The following is a 17,685-nucleotide window of genomic DNA, read 5'->3' as shown; positions in this document are numbered from 1 at the left end:
CGGGGCGGCCCTTTTTGCATCACCGAGGCATGGAGGCGAACATGGCGTTTCGATTGTTCACGCGGGAGGGCAAGAACGCTCCTGCACCGGAGAGGAAGGCCAGCGCGACCGGTCGGGTGGTGGCGCTGGCCTCGGGGTCGGGGCGGGCGATCTGGTCGGCGCGTGATACCGGCAGTCTGACGCGGGGCGGCTTTATGGGCAATCCCGTCGGTTTTCGCAGCGTGAAGCTGATCGCCGAGGCTGCCGCGGCCGTGCCCCTGGTCTGCGCGAACCGGGATCGCCGCTATGAGGTGCATCCGCTGCTGGACCTGCTGCGCCGGCCCAATCCGGGTCAGGGGCGGGCCGAGCTGTTCGAGGCGCTGTTCGGGCAGATCCTGCTGTCGGGCGACGGCTATCTGGAGGCGGTCGGGCTGGATGCCTCGGGCTTGCCCGAGGAGTTGCACGTGCTGCGCTCGGACCGGATGAGCGTGGTGCCGGGCGCGGACGGCTGGCCGGTCGCTTTCGAATATGCGGTGGGCGGGCGCAAGCACCGCTTCGACATGACGGGCAGCCCTGACCCCATCTGCCACGTGAAGGCGTTCCATCCGCAGGATGATCATTATGGCTTGTCGCCGATGCAGGCGGCGGCGGTGGCGCTGGACGTGCACAACAGCGCCAGCGCTTGGTCGAAGGCGTTGCTGGACAACGCTGCGCGGCCGAGCGGGGCGATCATCTACAAGGGTGTCGACGGGCAGGGGGTGCTGAGCCCTGAGCAGTACGACCGCCTGGTGGGCGAGATCGAGATGAACCACCAGGGTGCGCGCAATGCCGGGCGGCCGATGCTGCTGGAAGGCGGCCTGGATTGGCGTCCGATGGGGTTCAGCCCGAGCGACATGGAGTTTCACGAAACGAAGCTGTCGGCGGCGCGGGAGATCGCGCTGGCCTTCGGCGTGCCGCCGATGTTGCTGGGAATACCGGGTGATGCGACCTATGCGAACTATGCCGAGGCGCACCGGGCGTTCTATCGCCTGACGGTGCTGCCCTTGGCCACGCGGGTGGCGGCGTCGATCGCGTGGTGGCTGTCCGAACACCTGGGCGCCGAGGTCGAGCTGCGGCCCGACCCAGACCAGGTGCCGGCGCTGGCCGAGGAGCGCAACCAGCAGTGGGCGCGGGTCGCGGGGGCGAGCTTCCTCACGGATGCCGAGAAGCGCGCGCTGCTGGGATTGCCGCCGCTGGACGGGGCCTGAGCCGTGGAGGGGTCGCGTTTCGTCAAGGACGGGCTGTGGCACGACCAGCGGTTCGACGCGCAGGAGCGGATCATGGCGCTGCAGTTCGGCCAGGTGGAGAAGCGCCTGGAGCGGATCGAGGCCATGGTCGAAGGGCTGGAACGGCGGCTGTGGATGACGGTCTATGGCGTGGTCGCCGTGATCCTGACCCAGGCCGTCCAGGGAATTCTGGAGTTTGCGCCGAAAGGAGGCTGAAGGATGGTTCCGGGGCTTGAGGTGAAGTTTGCGGGTGGGGCGCCCGTCCTGTCCGAGGGGCAGGTGATCGAGGGCTATGCCAGCCTGTTCGGGCTGACCGATCAAGGGGGCGACGCCGTGATGCCCGGCGCGTTCGCCGCGTCGCTGGCGCGGCTGGCGGCCAAGAGGGACAAGGTGCGGATGCTGTGGCAGCACGATCCCACCCGCCCCATCGGCGTCTGGGACGAGATCCGCGAGGACGAGCAGGGCCTGTGGGTCAAGGGGCGGCTTCTGCCCGAGGTGGCGCAGGCCCGCGAGGCGGCGGCGCTGATCCAGGCCGGCGCGATCGACGGGCTGTCGATCGGCTATCGCACGATCCGCGCCGAGCGCGACCAGAAGGGCCGCCGCATCCTGACCGAGGTCGAGCTGTGGGAGGTGTCGCTGGTCACCTTCCCAATGCTGCCCGAGGCAAAGGTGGGCCGCAAGGACGCGGACGATCTGCGTGAGGTAGCGGCCCTGTTCAGGCAGGCTGCCTGCGCCCTGCGGGGCGAATGAGTTTCCGGGCCGCGACTGCCGCGGTCCGCCAGAGGTTCGGACCCGGATGCGGTCCGGCAACAGGGGCGCGGCCCCGATCATCGCGACGAGGAGAAGACCATGACCGAGGTGAAGGCTGCGGGCGGCGGGGACATGTCCGCCGACCTGAAGGGGGCCATGATGGGGTTCGTGAGCGAACTCCGGGGCTTTCGTGAAGACATCCAGACCAAGCTCAATGCACAGGAAGAGCGCATGACCATGATCGACCGCAAGACCGCCATCCGGGGCCGCGCCCCTCTGTCCGCCACGGCCGAGGTCGAGGTTCCGCACCAAAAGGCATTCAACGCCTATCTGCGCAGCGGCGACGACGACGGCCTGCGCGGCCTGGTCATCGAGGAGAAGGGGCTGACCGTCGCCAGCGACGGCGGCTTCCTGGCGGCGCCGAAGGTGGTCGAGACCGTGCAGGCCGTGCTGCGGTCCGGTTCGTCGCTGCGGGCGCTGGCGAATGTCGTCACCATCGAGAGCGCGTCCTACGAGGTTCTGGTCGACAAGGGTGACATGGGCGCCGGCTGGGCCACCGAGGCCGCGGCAGCCGAGACCGGTGCCGGCGGCATCGAGCGCATCACCATCCCTGTCCACGAACTGTCGGCCATGCCGAAGGCCAGCCAGCGCCTGCTGGACGACGCGGCATTCGACGTGGAGGGCTGGCTGGCCGAACGGATCGCCGACAAGTTCGCCCGCTCGGAAGCGGCGGCGTTCATCAGCGGCGACGGCGTCGACAAGCCGCGGGGCATCCTGTCCTATGCCGCCATGCCGGACGCCACTGCGGCCGACGGCCAGATCGGCTTCCTGACCACCGGCGCGCTGGGTGGCTTCAACGACGCGAATCCCGCCGACAGCCTGATCGACCTCATCTACGCGCTGGCGGCCGAGTACCGGGCGAACGCGTCGTTCGTCATGAACTCAAAGACCGCGGCGCGGGTGCACAAGATGAAGGACGCCGATGGGCGCTTCCTGTGGTCGGATGCGCTGAGCGTGGGCCAGGTGCCGCAGCTGCTGGGCTATCCGGTCCTGATCAGCGAGGACATGCCCGATGTCGCCCCCGAGGCGCTGGCGGTGGCTTTCGGCGATTTCCGCGCCGCCTATACCATCGTCGAACGTCCTGACCTGCGCGTGCTGCGCGACCCGTTCAGCGCCAAGCCCCACGTCCTTTTCTACGCCACCAAGCGCGTCGGCGGCGGCGTGACCGATTTCCGCGCGGTCAAGCTGCTGAAGTTCGCCTGATCCCCCGCGGGATCATGTGAGGGGAAGGGGGCGCGTACGGGCGTCGGCCGTTCCGGTAGAGCAACTGTCCGCGCGCGCTGATGGCTGGCGTGCGGACGCGCCCCCTTCGATCCCTTTGGCCGAGACAGCTGGGCAGGGCCATCGGCCCTGCCCTTGGTGGAACATGCGGACAGGCAGGACGGGAGGTTCGCGAGATGATGCTGATAGAGGAAACGGCGCCTGCGGCGGAGGCGCTGCCGGTGGCCGCCCTGCGCGCGCACCTGCGCCTGGCCCAGGGCTTCGACGGGCCGGATGACGCAGCCGAGACGACGGCGCTGGCTGGCTTTCTGCGCGCGGCCATCGCCACCATCGAAGGACGCACCGGCAAGGTGCTGCTGACGCGGCGGTTCCGGATGCAGCTGGACGACTGGCGTGATCGGCTGGGCCAGTCCCTGCCGCTGGCGCCCGTGCACTCGGTCGAGCGGATCGAGATCGATGACGGCGCCGGGACCGTGGCGGTGCTGCCGGCGGAAAGCTGGCGCCTGCTGCCCGACACGCAACGGCCGATCATCCTGCCCGCAGGCGTCATCCTGCCCAACGTCCCGCGCCTGGGTTTCGTCACCGTGACATTCACCGCCGGGTTTGGAAGCAGCTGGTCGGACGTCCCTGCGGACCTGGCGCAGGCGGTGATCCTGTTGGCTGCCCGGTACTACGACGACCGGGGGGGCGAAAGCGCCCGCCATGCGCTGCCCTTCGGTGTCAGTGCGCTGATCGAGAAATGGCGGGCGGTCCGCACCCTTGCCGGCCGCGGCAGTCGGGAGTGGCGCTGATGCCTGTCGCGATGAACACGCGCCTGGCGCTGGAAGCGCCGGAGAGGATCGCCGACGGGCTGAGCGGCTATCGCACCGACTGGCGGCAACTGGGCTGGCTGTGGGTGCGGATGGACGCTCGCTCGGGGCGAGAGCAGGGAACGGGCGCAGGCATGGTCAGCGTGGTCCAGTGGCGCATCACGACACGCGCGGCGCCCGTCGGTGATCCGCGCCGGCCCCGCCCCGGGCAGCGGTTTCGCTTGGGCGAGCGCCTATTCAACATCGAGGCCGTTGCCGAGAGCGACGCCGGCGGGCGCCTTGTCGACTGCTTTGCCCGCGAGGAGGATCTGACATGAGCTATGGTGCGGGCGTTGCCCTGCAAGCGGCGATCTATCAGCACCTGCGCGCCGACGCGTCGCTGAACCAGTTGGTCGGCGATGCGATCTTCGACGCCATGCCCGTCGATGCGCCAAGCGGCGTCTTCGTCTCGCTTGGTGCCGAGGAGGTGCGCGATGCCAGCGACGCAACCGCGCGCGGGTCGCGTCATGACTTCGTGGTGTCGGTGATGGCCGGCTCCGACGGCGGCGCGGGTTTCGGCGCGATCAAGGCGGCTGCGGTCGCCGTGACCGACGCGCTGGAGCAAGGCAGCCTCGAGCTGTCCCGCGGCCATCTGGCAGGAATTTGGTTTCTGCGCGCCACGGCGCGGCGGATGAAAAGCGGCTCGGCCCGTCAGGTCGACCTGACATTCCGCGCACGCATCGACCTGGGTTGAGGAGACTGGACAAATGGCAGTTCAAAACGGACGTGACTTGCTGATCAAGATGGACATGCTGGGCGACGGTACGTTCGAGACCGTGGCCGGCTTGCGCGCCACGCGCCTGTCCTTCAATGCCGAGACGGTGGACGTCACGAGCCTGGAAAGCGACGGCGGCTGGCGGGAGCTGCTGGGCGGGGCCGGGGTGCGCAGCGCGCAGGTCTCGGGCTCGGGCGTGTTCCGCGACGCATCGACCGACGGCAGGGCGCGGCAGGCGTTCTTCGACGGCGAGATCCCGCGGTTTCAGGTGATCATCCCCGACTTCGGCACGGTCGAGGGCCCGTTCCAGATTACTGGTCTGGAATATGCGGGCAGCTTCGACGGCGAGGCGACCTATGAAATCTCGTTGGCGTCGGCTGGACTGCTGACCTTCGTGGCTCTCTGATGACCAATCCTATGCGGGGGGAGGTTGCCCTGGCCCTTGACGGTCAGCCGCATGTCGCGCGGCTGACGCTTGGGGCGCTCGCCGAGCTGGAGGCGGAACTGGGCGCGACCGGGCTTTCGGGCCTGGTCGCGCGGATCGACGAGGGGGCGTTCGGCAGTCGAGACATCCTCATGGTGATCGTTGCGGGCCTGCGGGGCGGCGGCTGGCGCGGCTCGGCCGAGAACCTGGTGTCGGTGCAGATCGACGGGGGGCCGCTGGAGGCCGCAAGGGTGGCGGCACGGCTTCTGGCGCTGGCGTTCCGGGTGCCGGAATGATCTCGGGCAGCGGCTTGGACTGGGCGGGCATGATGCGCGCGGGGCTGCGCGAGCTGCGGCTGCACCCGGACCAGTTCTGGGCGCTGACGCCGGCTGAACTGGCGCTGATGCTGGGCATCGGAACGCTTGCGCCCCGGATGACCCGGTCGCGGCTTGCGGACCTGGCGGCACGATATCCGGATGCCTCCGGTTCGTCGGGCGGAATGGCAACAGCGCAGAAAGGAGATGAGGGCGATGGCGACGTATGAGAGCGCGAGCTCTGTTCTGGACAGGCTGGACGAGGATCTGGGGCAGAGCGCCCGGATGACAAGCGAGTTCCACGGCGAATTGGCGCGGCTGCGCCAGTCGATGATGTTCACCACGCGCGAGGTCGGAACGTTGTCCTCGGGGCTGGAGCGCGGACTGGGGCGTGCGCTGGACGGGTTGGTGCTGGATGGCGGCAAGCTGTCGGATGCGCTGAAGACCGTGGGCCGCTCCCTAGCGGACACGGTCTATGGCATCGCGATGAAGCCGGTCGAGAGTGCCCTGGCCGGATCGATCGCCAGCGGAATCGGCGGGATGCTTGGCGGTGGCCTGACGCCCTTCGCCAAGGGCGGTGCCTTTGCGAATGGAAGGGCGGTTGCCGGCGATGTCGTCTCGGGTCCTGCGACCTTTCCGATGCGCGGCGGCCAGGGGCTGATGGGTGAAGCCGGACCCGAGGCCATCATGCCGCTTCGGCGCGGGCCGGATGGCAAATTAGGTGTCGCGGCGGCCGGGGGCGGCGGCTCAGTCAATGTCACCTTCAACATCCAGACGCCGGATGTGGCGGGCTTCCAGAGGAGCCAGTCGCAGATCGCGGCGCAGATGTCGCGCGTGCTGGCGCGCGGCGAACGCAACAGCTGAAGGGGGGCATCATGGCCTTTCACGAGGTGCGGTTTCCCGCCAACCTGTCATTCGGTGCGATCGGCGGTCCGGAGCGCCGTACCGAGATCGTCGCCCTGGCCAGCGGCTTTGAGGAGCGGAACACGCCGTGGGCCCATGCACGCAGACGCTTCGATGCAGGCATGGGACTGCGGTCCTTGGATGATCTGGCCACCGTCATCGCCTTCTTCGAGGCGCGTGCAGGTCAGTTGCACGGCTTCCGCTGGAAGGACTGGTCGGATTTCAAGAGCTGCCTGCCGTCCGGGACGCCGCGGTTCGACGACCAGGTCATCGCGACGGCGGACGGCCGCGAGCGGACCTTCCGCCTGACGAAGGCCTACCGCTCTGGCGAGGCAACTTATCATCGTCCCATCACGAAGCCCGTGACAGGGTCGGTGCGGGCTGGCATCGGCGGGAACGAGGTTTTCCTAGGGACACATTACGCGGTCGATCACCGCACCGGGACGATCACGTTCAACGAGGCGCCGGAGAACGGCGCCGACATCACGGCGGGTTTCGAATTCGACCTGCCGGTGCGCTTCGATACGGATCGGATCGCGGTCTCGGTGGCGACTTTTCAGGCAGGGCAGGTGCCGGACATTCCGGTCGTGGAGGTCAGGGTATGACGACGATGATCGCTCGGGCCTGGTCGATCCGCCGCGCTGACGGCATGAGGCTGGGCTTTACCGACCATGACGAGGTGCTGGAGTTTGACGGGATCGAGTTCCGACCCGATCGGGGACTGACGGCCAGGGCGCTGGTTCAGGCAACCGGCCTGTCGGTGGATAACTCGGAGGCGGTCGGCGCGCTTAGCGACGATGCCATTACCGAGCGCGACCTGATGGCGGGACGTTGGGACGAGGCAGAATTGTGCATGTGGGAGGTGGACTGGTCCGATTCCCAGGCGCGGAAGCTGGTGTTCCGGGGCCATCTTGGCGACGTGTCGCGTGCCAATGGTGCCTTCCGTGCCGAACTGCGCGGATTGTCCGAGCGGCTGAACGCCCCACAGGGGCGTGTCTACCATCCCCGCTGCCACGCACGGCTTGGCGACGCCGCTTGCAAGGTCGATCTGACGGGGTCGGATCTGTCGCTTGAACATCGGGTGGAGGGGCTTGAGGACGGCCGCATCTTCAGCTTTGCGTCGGTTTCGGCATTTGCGGCGAACTGGTTCGAAAGCGGCCGCCTGCAGGTCCTGTCCGGCGCGGCAGAGGGGCTGCAGGGCACGATCAAGAACGACACCGCGCAAATCGGCGGCCGTCGGGTGATCGAGCTGTGGTCGGCACTTGGTATCTCTCCGATGCCGGGGGACATGGTCAGGCTGACCGCAGGATGTGACAAGTCCGCTACGTCCTGCCGCCTGAAGTTCGCCAACTTCATCAACTTCCGCGGCTTCCCGCATCTGCCGTCCGAGGACTGGCTGCTGGCGCCGAAGGCAGGTCGCCGTGGCTGAACCCCTGTGCCCTGTCGTCGAGGCGGCACGCGGATGGCTGGGAACACCCTATGTCCACCAGAGCAGCGTCAAGGGTTGCGGTGCGGACTGCCTGGGCCTGATCCGAGGGGTCTGGCGAGAAGTCCACGGCGCCGAACCAGAAACTCCGCCAGCCTACACCGCGGACTGGGCGGAGTGCGGCAACGACGAGGTCCTGCTGCTCGCGGCGATGCGTCATCTGGTTCCTGTCGAGCCGCATGCGGGCCTAATCCAAGGGCAGGTCCTGCTGTTCCGGATGCGGCAAGGCGCCATTGCCAAGCATCTGGGCATCCTGTCGGAGGCCGGGGCCGAGCCGAGGTTCCTGCACGCCTACACCTATCACGGTGTCATCGAAAGCCCGCTGACCACGCCTTGGCAATCAAGGATCGTGGCCCGCTTTAGCTTTCCCTGACTTTATCCAAAGGAGGCCCGAATGGCCACGATTGTCCTCTCTGCCGTGGGTGCTTCGCTGGGGTCCGGGCTTGGCGGCGCCATGCTTGGGATGTCTGGCGCTATGCTTGGACGCGCCGCCGGCGCCGTCGTCGGGCGTGCGGTCGATCAGCGCCTGCTGGGCGGCGGTGCGAAAGCCGTCGAGACGGGGCGCATCGACCGTCTGCGTATTCAGGCCGCTGGCGAAGGCGCGGCGGTGCCGCGCATCTGGGGACAGATCCGCGTACCCGGGCACGTCATCTGGGCCTCGCCCCTGGAAGAGATCCGGCGCACCGAGGGCGCCGGCGGCGGCAAGGGTTCGCCGAAGCCGCAGGTGACCCAGATCAGTTATCGCCTTTCGGTCGCCTTGGCGCTTTGCGAAGGCGTCGCCCTGGGGGTTGGGCGCGTTTGGGCGGATGGCGAGGAGATTGCCGCAGAAGACTTGAACATGCGCGTCTATCCAGGCGATGACGAGCAGATGCCCGACCCCATCATCTCGGCGCACGAGGGCGACGACGCTCCGGCCTATCGCGGCATCGCCTACGTCGTGCTGGAGAACCTGAGCCTCGAGCGGTGGGGCAACCGCATGCCGCAACTGAGCTTCGAAGTGACCTGCCCCGCCCGCGACGGGAGCGGGCTCTCGCGCGATGTCAGGGCCGTCGCGCTGATCCCCGGAACGGGGGAGTATTCGCTGGCGACGACGCCGGTCAATCATGACGACGACTTGGGGCAGGGTCGCAGCTTCAACCGCAACACGCCGATGGGAGGCACGGACTTTTCGGCCTCGCTGGACATCCTAGGGCGAGAGCTGCCGAGTGTCGGGTCGGTCAGCCTGGTGGTGTCGTGGTTCGGCAGCGACTTGAGGATCGGCGAATGCCGAGTCAAGCCGAAGGTCGAGTTCGCGGAAGCCGACGGCGCCGAGATGCCCTGGCGGGCTGGCGGCATCAGCCGCGCCGAGGCCGAGGAGGTAGCGCGCAAGGACGGGCGGCCGATCTATGGCGGGACGCCCTCGGATCGCTCGGTCGTCGAGGGGCTGCGGGCACTGGCGCAATCAGGGCGCAAGGCGGTTTTCTATCCCTTCATCCTGATGGAGCAGATCGCGGGCAATGGGCTGCCTGATCCTTACGGCGCAGCCGAGCAGCCCATCATGCCGTGGCGCGGCCGGATCACGACTGGCATTGCGCCAGGTCGCATCGGATCGTCTGACGGTACGGCAGCGGCCGTGCAGGAGGTCGACCGCTTCTTTGGCCACGCCGCGCCCAATGACTTTCAGCGTGACGGCGACCTGATCAGCTATGTCGGACCTGATGAATGGTCATATCGCCGGTTCATTCTGCACTACGCTCATCTCTGCGCGGCGGCCGGTGGGGTCGACGCGTTCCTGATCGGTTCCGAGATGGTGTCGATGACGCGGATCCGGGGGCCTGAAAACAGCTATCCTGCGGTGGTGGCGTTGCGCCAGCTGGCGGCGGACGTCCGCATGATCTTGGGGGCGAAGGTCAAGATCGGTTACGCCGCCGACTGGTCGGAGTATTTTGGCCACCATTCCGGCGGCGGAGAACTGTTCTTCAACCTCGATCCGCTCTGGGCGGACGCGAACATCGACTTCATCGGCATCGACAACTATATGCCGCTGTCCGACTGGCGCGATGGTGACGATCACCTGGATGCCCATTGGGGGCGGATCGACAACATCGATTACCTGCGGGCGAACGTGTCGGGCGGTGAGGGCTATGACTGGTACTATGCAAGCGACGCCGACCGCGATGCGCAGATCAGGACGCCGATCACTGACGGCGCCTATGACGAGGCGTGGGTCTGGCGCTATAAGGACTTGAAGGGCTGGTGGCAGAACCTGCACTATGACCGGCCGAACGGCATCCGCCAGCGCGAGGCGACGGCCTGGGTTCCCGGGATGAAGCCGATCTGGTTCACCGAGCTTGGCTGCGCGGCGCTAGACAAGGCCACGAACCAGCCCAACAAGTTCCTGGACGCCATGAGCAGTGAGAGCATGTTGCCGCACTTTTCGAACGGCACTCGCAACGATGCCATCCAAGCGGCCTATGTCGAGGCGACGATGGCGCATTGGCGGGACCCGGACAACAACCCGGACAACGGGGGCGGGATGCGGATGCTGGACTTGAATCGTGCTCATGTCTGGTGCTGGGATGCGCGTCCCTATCCCGCCTTCCCTGGCAGGGACGATCTCTGGTCGGACGGGCCTGCGTGGGAGCGGGGGCATTGGCTGAACGGCCGGGCCGCTTCCGTCACACTGCGGTCCGTCGTCAAGGACATCTGCCGGACGGCCGGCGTTGAGGCAGTCGACGTTTCGGGGATCTCGGGCATCGTGCGCGGCTATGTCCTGCAAGGCAGCGAGTCAGCGCGTGCCGCGTTGCAGCCGCTGATGCTGGCGCATGGGTTCGACGCGGTCGAGCGGGAGGGCGAGCTGAAGTTCATCGCCCGCGACGGGCTGAGCCGGACGTCGATCGGACCCGAGGATCTAGCTCTCGCAGGCGAGGTCACGGGCTTCGAAAGCGTGCGACAGGTCGACGCCGCGAATGTCGGGCGCCTGCGGCTGAGCCACGTGGCGGCGGGCGGCGACTACGGCGTCGCCACGGCAGAGGCGAACCTTGCCGAAGATGCGCGGCTGGCGGTGTCGGAAAGCGAGTTCGCGATGGTCCTGACGCGGCCCGAAGGCCGTACCATTGCGGACAGATGGATCGCCGAAGCCGAACTGGCCCGCAACACCGCCAGGTTCGCCCTGCCGCCGTCGCGATCCGATCTGGGGCCGGGGGATGTTATCGTGACCGAGTTGCCGGGCCAGGAACGGCGGCGCTGGCGGATCGACCGCGTGGAACGCGCGGGTGCCATCACCGTGGACGCGGTGCGCATCGACCCTGGCCTCTACAGCCCGCGGCTGAGCCATCACGACCAGGGTGGCATCCAGCGTTACGAGCCGCCGATGCCGGTCTTCCCGGTGTTCATGGACCTGCCGCTGCTGCGCGGCGACGAGGTAGCCCATGCGCCCTATCTTGCGGTGTCGGCGCATCCGTGGCCGGGAACCGTCGCAGCCTATGCCTCGGCAGAGGCCGAGGGAGGGTTCGATCTGAACGTCATGGCCGAACGGCGATCCGTGGTCGGCCGCACGGTCACGCCGCTTGCGCGTGCGCGTCCGGGCGCCGTTGACCGGGGGGCGCCGCTGCGCCTGCGCGTGATCGGTGATCAGTTGCGCTCGGTCACCGAGCGTGCGTTGCTGTCCGGCGCCAACGCGCTGGCGATCGGCGACGGCAGCATCGACAACTGGGAAGTCATCCAGTTCGGCAAAGCCGAACTTGTCGCGCCGCATCTGTGGGAGATCAGCCAGAGGCTTCGCGGACAGGCCGGAACCGACGCCCTGATGCCCGACATCTGGCCGGCGGGCAGTCTGGTGGTTCTGCTGGACGGCGCGCCGCGTCAGGTCGATCTGCCGCCCTCGGCACGCGGACAGGAACGGTTCTGGCGCATCGGCCCTGCCCTGCGGGCGCCGGACGATGGCAGCTATCGCAGCCGCGTGACGGTCGCCCGCGGTATCGGCCTGCGTCCGTATGCACCTTGTCACCTGCGCCTGCAGGGCAGGGGCGTCACCTGGATCCGACGCAGCCGGATCGATGGTGACGGCTGGGACGGCCCCGACGTCCCGTTGGGAGAAGAAGGTGAGATGTATCTGCTTCGCCTGACACAGAACGACCGCGCTCTGGTCGAGGTGCAATGCGGCACCCCGGCCTGGACTATCCCCGACGCGCTGTGGGCAGGACTGCAGCCCGGCGCCGTCACCGTCGAGGTGGCGCAACTGTCGCAGACCTTCGGGCGCGGCCCTTTTGCAAGGAGAACCTTTGATGTCCAGTGAAACGTCCCGCCTGCAGATGTCGCTGCTGCAGCCAGCGCAGGCGCAGAAGCACGTCACCGTCAACGAGGCGCTGATGCGGCTGGACGGGATGGTGAACCTGGTGCTCGAGAGCATCTCGACCGCGCTACCGCCCGAGGCGGTTCTGGACGGGCAGTGCTGGGGGGTTCCCTCTGCGGCACAAGGCATCTGGGCGGGGCATGGCGGCCGCATCGCGGTAGGAAGCAACGGCGGATGGATCTTCCTTCCGCCGGCCCGTGGCATGCGCGCCTTTGTGGCCGACCGGGGCCTGGAGGCGATCCATGACGGCACGACATGGTCTGTCGGCGCGCTGAGCATGGGCGCCTCGGGCTCGGGAATGATCGCAGGCATCGGCGAGGGCGAGGTTGCGTTGGGTTCGGGGTCGAGTGCGATTACGGATCTCGTCATCCCGAGCGGCGCCTTAGTGATCGGAGCCACGGCCCGCGTTGTCGACGCCATCACGGGCACCCTGACCGGCTGGAGGCTTGGCACGATGGGCGCGACCGACCGCTTCGGAAAGGGGCTGGGCAAGCAGCGCGAATCCTGGGCGCGGGGGATGCTCGGGACGCCGATGGCCTATTATCAGGCCGAGCCGCTGATCGTGACCGCCGAGGGTGGCACCTTCACCTCGGGGCGGATCCGACTTGCCGTCCACTGGCTGGAGCTTCGGCTGCCGGCGTGAACTTCGGGCTGCCCGGGTTTCCTCATCCTTCCATGTAGGCTATGAGGGTGAAAGGATGTCCGGGCAGGCCCATGATGAACATGCAGCATATCAAGAAGTCTTCCCTTTCGCTGGATCGCGACGCGATCTGGGCGCAGTTGCGTGACGAGGCCCGAGATGCGGTGGCGGGTGAACCGCTGCTGGGGGCGCTGGTCCATGCCGGGTTGCTGCACCACCAGAGCCTGGAAGCCGCTTTAGCATACCGTTTCTCGCTGAAGCTCGCCTCCGGCGAGATGAGCGAGCAGATCCTGCGCGAGATCGCGGATCAGGCCTATGCGGCGGCCCCCGAACTTGGAGATGCGGCGCGCGCCGACCTGATGGCCGTCTACGACCGTGATCCGGCGACGCATCGGCTGATCCAGCCCATCCTGTTCTTCAAGGGCTTCCAAGCCCTGCAGGCGTATCGGATGGCGCATTGGCTGTGGCAGCAGGATCGCCGCGACATGGCCTATTTCGTGCAGATGCGCTGTTCCGAATGCTTCGGGGTCGATATTCATCCTGCCGCGACGATCGGTACGGGCGTCATGATCGACCATGCGCACTCGATCGTCATCGGCGAGACTGCCACTGTCGGAAACGACGTGTCGATGCTGCACTCGGTGACGCTTGGCGGGACCGGCAAGGAGGACGGCGACCGTCACCCGAAGATCGGCGACGGCGTCCTGATCGGGGCTGGTGCGAAGGTGCTGGGCAACATCCGTGTCGGTCATCATTCGCGCATTGCAGCCGGATCGGTCGTCCTGCACGAGGTGCCGTCCTGCAAGACGGTCGCAGGTGTGCCGGCGCGGGTCATCGGCGATGCAGGATGCACCGATCCATCGCTGACGATGAACCAGCTGCTGGGGATTGAGGACTACACCTAGATCCACTTTCCGGCGCCGCTGCCGATCAATTCCGGCAGCGTGATCCTCGCCTGCTCCAGCCGCTCGTCCAGCTGCTGCGCAAGCCGCGGCGCCAGCGAGAGGCCTTGATAGATCATGGCCGAGTAGATCTGCACCGCAGTCGCGCCCGCCCGCAGCTTTTCCCAGACGTCGTCCACGAACGAGATACCCCCCACGCCGATCAGCGGAACCTTGCCCTGCAGGTCGCGGTGCAAGAGCGCCAGGACGCGCGTCGAGCGCTGGAAGAGAGGTCGGCCTGACAGGCCGCCGGTCTGGGTCGCATGCGGGCCGGTAATGCCTTCCCGCGACAAGGTGGTGTTCGTGGCGATGATGCCGTCGAGCAACAGGTTCCGGGCGACAGCTGCGATCTGCGACAGTTCGGCATCCGTCAGGTCGGGCGCGATCTTCACGAAGACCGGGATCCGGCGCGACAATGCATCCCGTGACGCGATGACCCGCCCCAAAAGGGCCGAGAGCGCATCTGCTCCCTGAAGGTCACGGAGCTTTTCGGTATTCGGGGACGAAACGTTTACCGTCACGAAATCCGCAGAAACTCCGGCCGTTTCGAGGACGCTTACGAAGTCTTCGGCACGATCAACGCTGTCCTTGTTCGCGCCAAGATTCAGGCCGACAGGAATGCCCTTCGGACGGGCAGCCAGGCGTTGCCCGATCTTGTCGGCGCCCTCATTGTTGAAGCCGAACCGGTTGATGATTGCCTGCTGATCGCGCAGTCGAAAAAGCCGCGGCTTTTCGTTGCCGGGCTGCGGCCGCGGCGTTGCGGCGCCGACTTCGATAAAGCCGAAGCCACCGCGCATAAGCGGTGCGACGACGCGCGCGTTCTTGTCGTACCCTGCGGCCAGTCCGATCGGGTTCGGCAGGTCCATTCCCGCCAGTCTGGTTCGCAGCCGAGCCGACGTCACCGATGTCCCGTGAACCGGGGCTAGTCCCAGTTCCAGCGCGCGGATCGACAGGTCGTGCGCACGCTCGGGGTCGAGGCGATGGAGCGCGGCAAGTCCCAATTTCTCGACAAGTGTCATTCGAGTGATCCTGTGACGTGACCGCCTGCGGTCAGTTGGACAAGACGCGACCACTGCACGTCCGAGAGCCGAAGCCTCCGATAGAGGTGCGGGAACAGAGCGCCGCCTCGTGAGGGCTCCCACCGCAGATCGTCGGCCAAGTCGTCTGCCCGACAGGCCAGCAGCACAAGGTCGTCCTCACCGGCGAAGTGCTTGGCCAGCGTGACCTGCACCTGCGCCGCGGTCGAGAAGTGGACGAAGCCGTCCGCCACGTCGACCGGAGCGCCGGCGCTGCTGCCTTCCGCCTGAAGATCGGCCCATTCCGGCGTGCGGAGTATCTTGTAGATCATCATTGCGGCATTTGCCTTGTCAGGGGCGGTGCGGTCAAGATGCGGCTGTGTTGACCGGTGGCTTCGGCTGCGCCAAGCTGTCCCGGCCAAGACATGGCCGAAAGGGACCCAGCATGATCAGACGCCTTCTTGCCGCCGCCTCTGCCATCGCGCTTCTCGCCGGAACGGCACAGGCCGAGACGGTTCTGCACATCCTCCACACGAACGACATGCACAGCCGGATCGAGCCGATCAACGGCTCGGACAGCACCTGCAGTGCGGAGGAGGAGGGGGCCGGGGAATGCTTCGGCGGTGTCGCCCGCCTTGCCGCGAAGATCAGCGAACTGCGTGAGCAGATCCCCGATGACGAGGGACTTCTGGTTCTGGATGCGGGGGACCAGTATCAGGGGTCGTTGTTCTACACCACCTACAAGGGCAAGGAGGTCGTCGAGTTCATGCACGCCATCGGCTATGATGCGATGGCAGTTGGCAACCATGAATTCGACGACGGCCCAGAAGGTCTGGCGGTTCTTGCGGACGGCGTCGACTTTCCTGTCCTGTCCGGAAATATCGACGTTTCGCAGTCTAACGTGCTGGCGGGCAAGGTTTCCAAGCATGTCGTGCTGGACGTCGGCGGGCAGAAGGTCGGCGTCGTGTCGGCGTTGGCCACTGATACGCCCGAAACCTCGTCCCCCGGAGAGAGCGTCGTGTTCCAGGACGATGCCGACAGCCTTGCGGCCTCTGTCGAGGAACTGCAGGCAGAGGGGGTCGACAAGATCATCGCCCTGACCCATGTCGGCTATGGCCGCGACCGCGAACTTGCCGCAGAGGTTGCCGGTCTGGACGCGATCGTCGGAGGCCATTCCCATACCCTTTTAGGTGACATGGAAGGTGCAAGCGGCGCTTATCCGACGATGGTGCAGGGACCAGAGGGTGCTGACGTGCCGGTCGCGCAGGCCTATGCCTATGGAAAGTACCTAGGCCACCTGACGCTGACCTTCGACGATCAGGGGAACCTTCTGAAGGCCGAGGGGCAGCCGATCCTGCTTGACGCGTCGGTCTCGCAGGACGAAACGATTGCCGCGCGCGTGAAGGAAATGGCCGAACCCATCGCCGAACTTCGCGAGAAAGTGGTCGCCGACGCCGTGGCGCCAATCGATGGCGATCGGGCGAATTGTCGGGCAAGGGAATGCCAGATGGGAAATCTCGTCGCCGATGCCATGCTGGAGAGGACTGCGGATCAGGGCGTCCCGATCGCGATTCAGAACGGCGGCGGCCTCAGGGCCTCGATCGACCATGGCGAGGTGACCATGGGCGAGGTCTATACCGTCCTGCCGTTCCAGAACACGCTGGCCACCTTCCAGCTGACAGGGGCCGGGATCATCGCCGCCTTGGAGAATGGCGCCAGCCAGTACGATGAGCAGGCCGGGCGCTTTGCCCAGGTCGCCGGCCTGAAGTACACCGTCGATCCGGCGGCTGAAGTCGGCTCTCGCATCAGCGACGTGATGGTGGAGAACGACGGTGAGTGGGTGCCCATCGACGAAGATGCGACTTATGGCGTTGCGACCAACAACTACATGCGTGGTGGCGGCGATGGCTATGCCATGTTCGCGTCAGAGGGGAAGAACGCCTATGACTTCGGGCCAGATCTGGCCGAAGTCGTCGCAGAATATCTTGGCAGCCGGCAAGACGGATACGAGCCCTATACCGATGGCCGCATCACCGTCAAATAGCTTCACGAACTGCGCCGTTGGCTTTGCTGCGACATTGCGCTAGTCGGTGCGGATGCGGACAGGGTTCCCAATCGCGCAGCCTGGTCAGCGGATCGGCGTTCTTGGCGGGTCGTTCGATCCGCCGCACCCCGGACATGTCCTGATCAGCAAGGTCGCGATGCGCAAGCTGCGGCTGGATCGGGTCTGGTGGTTGGTATCTCCGGGCAACCCGCTGAAGGCGCACGGACCGGCGCCGCTCGATGACCGGCTTGGTGCGGCGCGCAGGCTTGTGGTCGACCCGCGGATCGTGGTCACGGATCTGGAAGCAAGGCTGGCGCTTCGTAAGACCGCCGACACGATCCAGGCGCTGCGGGCGCTTTATCCTGATGTCCGGTTCGTGTGGCTGATGGGGTCGGACAACCTGGTCCAGTTCCACCGGTGGGATCGCTGGCGCGAAATTGCGGCGCAGGTGCCGATGGCGGTCCTTGCGCGGCCAGGAAGCAGGATGGCGGCGCGTTATTCGGTCGCTGCGACCGTCTTGCGCCGGTTCCGCGTGGCCGAGGATCGCGCGGCGACGCTTGCTGGTCGCCACGCGCCGGCTTGGACGCTTCTCAACCTGCCGATGTCGCCGCTCTCCTCCACGAAATTGCGGGCGGGTGGCACATGATGTTGAACCGACGCCGCTTTCTTGCCGCACTAAGCGCGGCTGCGCTGCCGACAGGTGCCGGCGCCCGGGTAACTGGGACGCGTCCTCCGCAACGGCCCGC

Annotated in this window: 21 protein-coding genes; 19 read left to right on the top strand and 2 right to left on the bottom strand. The window is 66.9% G+C overall.

The window, feature by feature from the left end; all coding sequences use genetic code 11:
- The first annotated feature begins 41 nt into the window (after window positions 1-41).
- The 17 genes from OC184_RS03160 (at window position 42) to cysE (ending at window position 13,843) form a co-directional block, all read left to right on the top strand.
- Window positions 42-1,226: a phage portal protein gene (locus tag OC184_RS03160; protein WP_265505741.1), complete on the top strand. Its 1,185-nt coding sequence runs from the start codon at window positions 42-44 to the stop codon at window positions 1,224-1,226.
- Between the two features lie 3 nt (window positions 1,227-1,229).
- Window positions 1,230-1,460, top strand: a complete 231-nt coding sequence (locus OC184_RS03155) for a GTA head formation protein, RCAP_rcc01685 family (protein ID WP_265500833.1) — start codon at window positions 1,230-1,232, stop codon at window positions 1,458-1,460.
- Window positions 1,461-1,463: 3 nt separating this feature from the next.
- Complete coding sequence (locus tag OC184_RS03150; RefSeq protein ID WP_265505740.1) at window positions 1,464-1,994, top strand: HK97 family phage prohead protease; 531 nt, start codon at window positions 1,464-1,466, stop codon at window positions 1,992-1,994.
- Window positions 1,995-2,093: 99 nt separating this feature from the next.
- Window positions 2,094-3,257 (top strand): phage major capsid protein, encoded by a 1,164-nt coding sequence (locus OC184_RS03145; protein ID WP_265505739.1) that lies wholly within the window; start codon window positions 2,094-2,096, stop codon window positions 3,255-3,257.
- A gap of 194 nt (window positions 3,258-3,451) precedes the next feature.
- Window positions 3,452-4,066, top strand: coding sequence for a head-tail connector protein (locus OC184_RS03140; RefSeq protein WP_265505738.1), 615 nt, complete (start codon window positions 3,452-3,454; stop codon window positions 4,064-4,066).
- On the top strand, window positions 4,066-4,401 hold the full coding sequence (locus OC184_RS03135) for a head-tail adaptor protein (protein WP_265505737.1): 336 nt from the start codon (window positions 4,066-4,068) through the stop codon (window positions 4,399-4,401). Before OC184_RS03140 ends, OC184_RS03135 begins: the two co-directional genes overlap by 1 nt.
- Window positions 4,398-4,817 (top strand): DUF3168 domain-containing protein, encoded by a 420-nt coding sequence (locus tag OC184_RS03130; RefSeq protein ID WP_265505736.1) that lies wholly within the window; start codon window positions 4,398-4,400, stop codon window positions 4,815-4,817. Before OC184_RS03135 ends, OC184_RS03130 begins: the two co-directional genes overlap by 4 nt.
- A 13-nt stretch (window positions 4,818-4,830) precedes the next feature.
- Window positions 4,831-5,244: a phage major tail protein, TP901-1 family gene (locus OC184_RS03125; protein ID WP_265505735.1), complete on the top strand. Its 414-nt coding sequence runs from the start codon at window positions 4,831-4,833 to the stop codon at window positions 5,242-5,244.
- The gene (locus OC184_RS03120) at window positions 5,244-5,558 is read left to right on the top strand and encodes a gene transfer agent family protein (RefSeq protein ID WP_265505734.1); all 315 of its coding nucleotides are present in this window, start codon (window positions 5,244-5,246) and stop codon (window positions 5,556-5,558) included. Before OC184_RS03125 ends, OC184_RS03120 begins: the two co-directional genes overlap by 1 nt.
- Window positions 5,555-5,806 (top strand): rcc01693 family protein, encoded by a 252-nt coding sequence (locus OC184_RS03115; RefSeq protein ID WP_265505733.1) that lies wholly within the window; start codon window positions 5,555-5,557, stop codon window positions 5,804-5,806. The genes OC184_RS03120 and OC184_RS03115 overlap by 4 nt, the downstream gene beginning before the upstream one ends.
- Window positions 5,793-6,440 carry a phage tail tape measure protein gene (locus OC184_RS03110; protein WP_265505732.1) on the top strand — a complete coding sequence of 216 codons (648 nt, stop codon included), beginning with the start codon at window positions 5,793-5,795 and terminating at the stop codon, window positions 6,438-6,440. The genes OC184_RS03115 and OC184_RS03110 overlap by 14 nt, the downstream gene beginning before the upstream one ends.
- A gap of 11 nt (window positions 6,441-6,451) precedes the next feature.
- The gene (locus tag OC184_RS03105) at window positions 6,452-7,084 is read left to right on the top strand and encodes a DUF2460 domain-containing protein (RefSeq protein ID WP_265505731.1); all 633 of its coding nucleotides are present in this window, start codon (window positions 6,452-6,454) and stop codon (window positions 7,082-7,084) included.
- The gene (locus OC184_RS03100) at window positions 7,081-7,908 is read left to right on the top strand and encodes a DUF2163 domain-containing protein (RefSeq protein WP_265505730.1); all 828 of its coding nucleotides are present in this window, start codon (window positions 7,081-7,083) and stop codon (window positions 7,906-7,908) included. The genes OC184_RS03105 and OC184_RS03100 overlap by 4 nt, the downstream gene beginning before the upstream one ends.
- The gene (locus tag OC184_RS03095; protein ID WP_265505729.1) at window positions 7,901-8,338 is read left to right on the top strand and encodes an NlpC/P60 family protein; all 438 of its coding nucleotides are present in this window, start codon (window positions 7,901-7,903) and stop codon (window positions 8,336-8,338) included. The genes OC184_RS03100 and OC184_RS03095 overlap by 8 nt, the downstream gene beginning before the upstream one ends.
- A 21-nt stretch (window positions 8,339-8,359) precedes the next feature.
- Window positions 8,360-12,241, top strand: coding sequence for a baseplate multidomain protein megatron (locus OC184_RS03090; protein WP_265505728.1), 3,882 nt, complete (start codon window positions 8,360-8,362; stop codon window positions 12,239-12,241).
- Window positions 12,231-12,941, top strand: coding sequence for a DUF2793 domain-containing protein (locus OC184_RS03085; protein ID WP_265505727.1), 711 nt, complete (start codon window positions 12,231-12,233; stop codon window positions 12,939-12,941). The genes OC184_RS03090 and OC184_RS03085 overlap by 11 nt, the downstream gene beginning before the upstream one ends.
- Window positions 12,942-13,015: 74 nt before the next feature.
- Window positions 13,016-13,843 (top strand): serine O-acetyltransferase, encoded by an 828-nt coding sequence (cysE, locus tag OC184_RS03080; protein WP_378927035.1) that lies wholly within the window; start codon window positions 13,016-13,018, stop codon window positions 13,841-13,843.
- On the opposite strand, the gene OC184_RS03075 is transcribed toward cysE, so the two are convergent.
- Both OC184_RS03075 and OC184_RS03070 read right to left on the bottom strand, forming a co-directional pair.
- Window positions 13,840-14,898, bottom strand: a complete 1,059-nt coding sequence (locus tag OC184_RS03075; RefSeq protein ID WP_265505725.1) for a quinone-dependent dihydroorotate dehydrogenase — start codon at window positions 14,896-14,898, stop codon at window positions 13,840-13,842. The genes cysE and OC184_RS03075 overlap by 4 nt on opposite strands.
- Window positions 14,895-15,230 carry a DUF952 domain-containing protein gene (locus OC184_RS03070; RefSeq protein WP_265505724.1) on the bottom strand — a complete coding sequence of 112 codons (336 nt, stop codon included), beginning with the start codon at window positions 15,228-15,230 and terminating at the stop codon, window positions 14,895-14,897. Before OC184_RS03070 ends, OC184_RS03075 begins: the two co-directional genes overlap by 4 nt.
- Window positions 15,231-15,340: 110 nt before the next feature.
- Here OC184_RS03070 and OC184_RS03065 point away from each other — a divergent pair, with 110 nt between their 5' ends.
- Entirely contained in the window at window positions 15,341-16,939 is a 1,599-nt protein-coding gene (locus tag OC184_RS03065) for a bifunctional metallophosphatase/5'-nucleotidase (RefSeq protein WP_265505723.1), read from the top strand.
- Window positions 16,940-16,991: 52 nt separating this feature from the next.
- The gene (locus tag OC184_RS03060) at window positions 16,992-17,585 is read left to right on the top strand and encodes a nicotinate-nucleotide adenylyltransferase (RefSeq protein ID WP_265505722.1); all 594 of its coding nucleotides are present in this window, start codon (window positions 16,992-16,994) and stop codon (window positions 17,583-17,585) included.
- Window positions 17,586-17,685 lie beyond the last annotated feature (100 nt).

This window comes from Paracoccus rhizosphaerae, from assembly GCF_026162645.1.
GTDB classification, from domain to species: domain Bacteria; phylum Pseudomonadota; class Alphaproteobacteria; order Rhodobacterales; family Rhodobacteraceae; genus Paracoccus; species Paracoccus rhizosphaerae.
The sequence above is the reverse complement of the archived record's forward strand: the minus strand, read 5'-3'. Positions and strand labels throughout refer to the sequence as shown.

Bases quoted from the DNA above. Each gene is read 5' to 3' on its own strand.
- OC184_RS03100 (WP_265505730.1), top strand. From the start codon at position 7,081: ATGACGACGATGATCGCTCGGGCCTGGTCGATCCGCCGCGCTGACGGC.
- OC184_RS03110 (WP_265505732.1), top strand. From the start codon at position 5,793: ATGGCGACGTATGAGAGCGCGAGCTCTGTTCTGGACAGGCTGGACGAG.
- OC184_RS03065 (WP_265505723.1), top strand. From the start codon at position 15,341: ATGATCAGACGCCTTCTTGCCGCCGCCTCTGCCATCGCGCTTCTCGCC.
- OC184_RS03060 (WP_265505722.1), top strand. From the start codon at position 16,992: ATGCGGACAGGGTTCCCAATCGCGCAGCCTGGTCAGCGGATCGGCGTT.
- OC184_RS03150 (WP_265505740.1), top strand. From the start codon at position 1,464: ATGGTTCCGGGGCTTGAGGTGAAGTTTGCGGGTGGGGCGCCCGTCCTG.
- OC184_RS03130 (WP_265505736.1), top strand. From the start codon at position 4,398: ATGAGCTATGGTGCGGGCGTTGCCCTGCAAGCGGCGATCTATCAGCAC.
- OC184_RS03145 (WP_265505739.1), top strand. From the start codon at position 2,094: ATGACCGAGGTGAAGGCTGCGGGCGGCGGGGACATGTCCGCCGACCTG.
- OC184_RS03070 (WP_265505724.1), bottom strand. From the start codon at position 15,230: ATGATGATCTACAAGATACTCCGCACGCCGGAATGGGCCGATCTTCAG.
- OC184_RS03140 (WP_265505738.1), top strand. From the start codon at position 3,452: ATGATGCTGATAGAGGAAACGGCGCCTGCGGCGGAGGCGCTGCCGGTG.
- OC184_RS03085 (WP_265505727.1), top strand. From the start codon at position 12,231: ATGTCCAGTGAAACGTCCCGCCTGCAGATGTCGCTGCTGCAGCCAGCG.
- OC184_RS03125 (WP_265505735.1), top strand. From the start codon at position 4,831: ATGGCAGTTCAAAACGGACGTGACTTGCTGATCAAGATGGACATGCTG.
- OC184_RS03135 (WP_265505737.1), top strand. From the start codon at position 4,066: ATGCCTGTCGCGATGAACACGCGCCTGGCGCTGGAAGCGCCGGAGAGG.
- OC184_RS03075 (WP_265505725.1), bottom strand. From the start codon at position 14,898: ATGACACTTGTCGAGAAATTGGGACTTGCCGCGCTCCATCGCCTCGAC.
- OC184_RS03115 (WP_265505733.1), top strand. From the start codon at position 5,555: ATGATCTCGGGCAGCGGCTTGGACTGGGCGGGCATGATGCGCGCGGGG.
- OC184_RS03105 (WP_265505731.1), top strand. From the start codon at position 6,452: ATGGCCTTTCACGAGGTGCGGTTTCCCGCCAACCTGTCATTCGGTGCG.
- OC184_RS03120 (WP_265505734.1), top strand. From the start codon at position 5,244: ATGACCAATCCTATGCGGGGGGAGGTTGCCCTGGCCCTTGACGGTCAG.
- OC184_RS03160 (WP_265505741.1), top strand. From the start codon at position 42: ATGGCGTTTCGATTGTTCACGCGGGAGGGCAAGAACGCTCCTGCACCG.
- OC184_RS03090 (WP_265505728.1), top strand. From the start codon at position 8,360: ATGGCCACGATTGTCCTCTCTGCCGTGGGTGCTTCGCTGGGGTCCGGG.
- cysE (WP_378927035.1), top strand. From the start codon at position 13,016: ATGAACATGCAGCATATCAAGAAGTCTTCCCTTTCGCTGGATCGCGAC.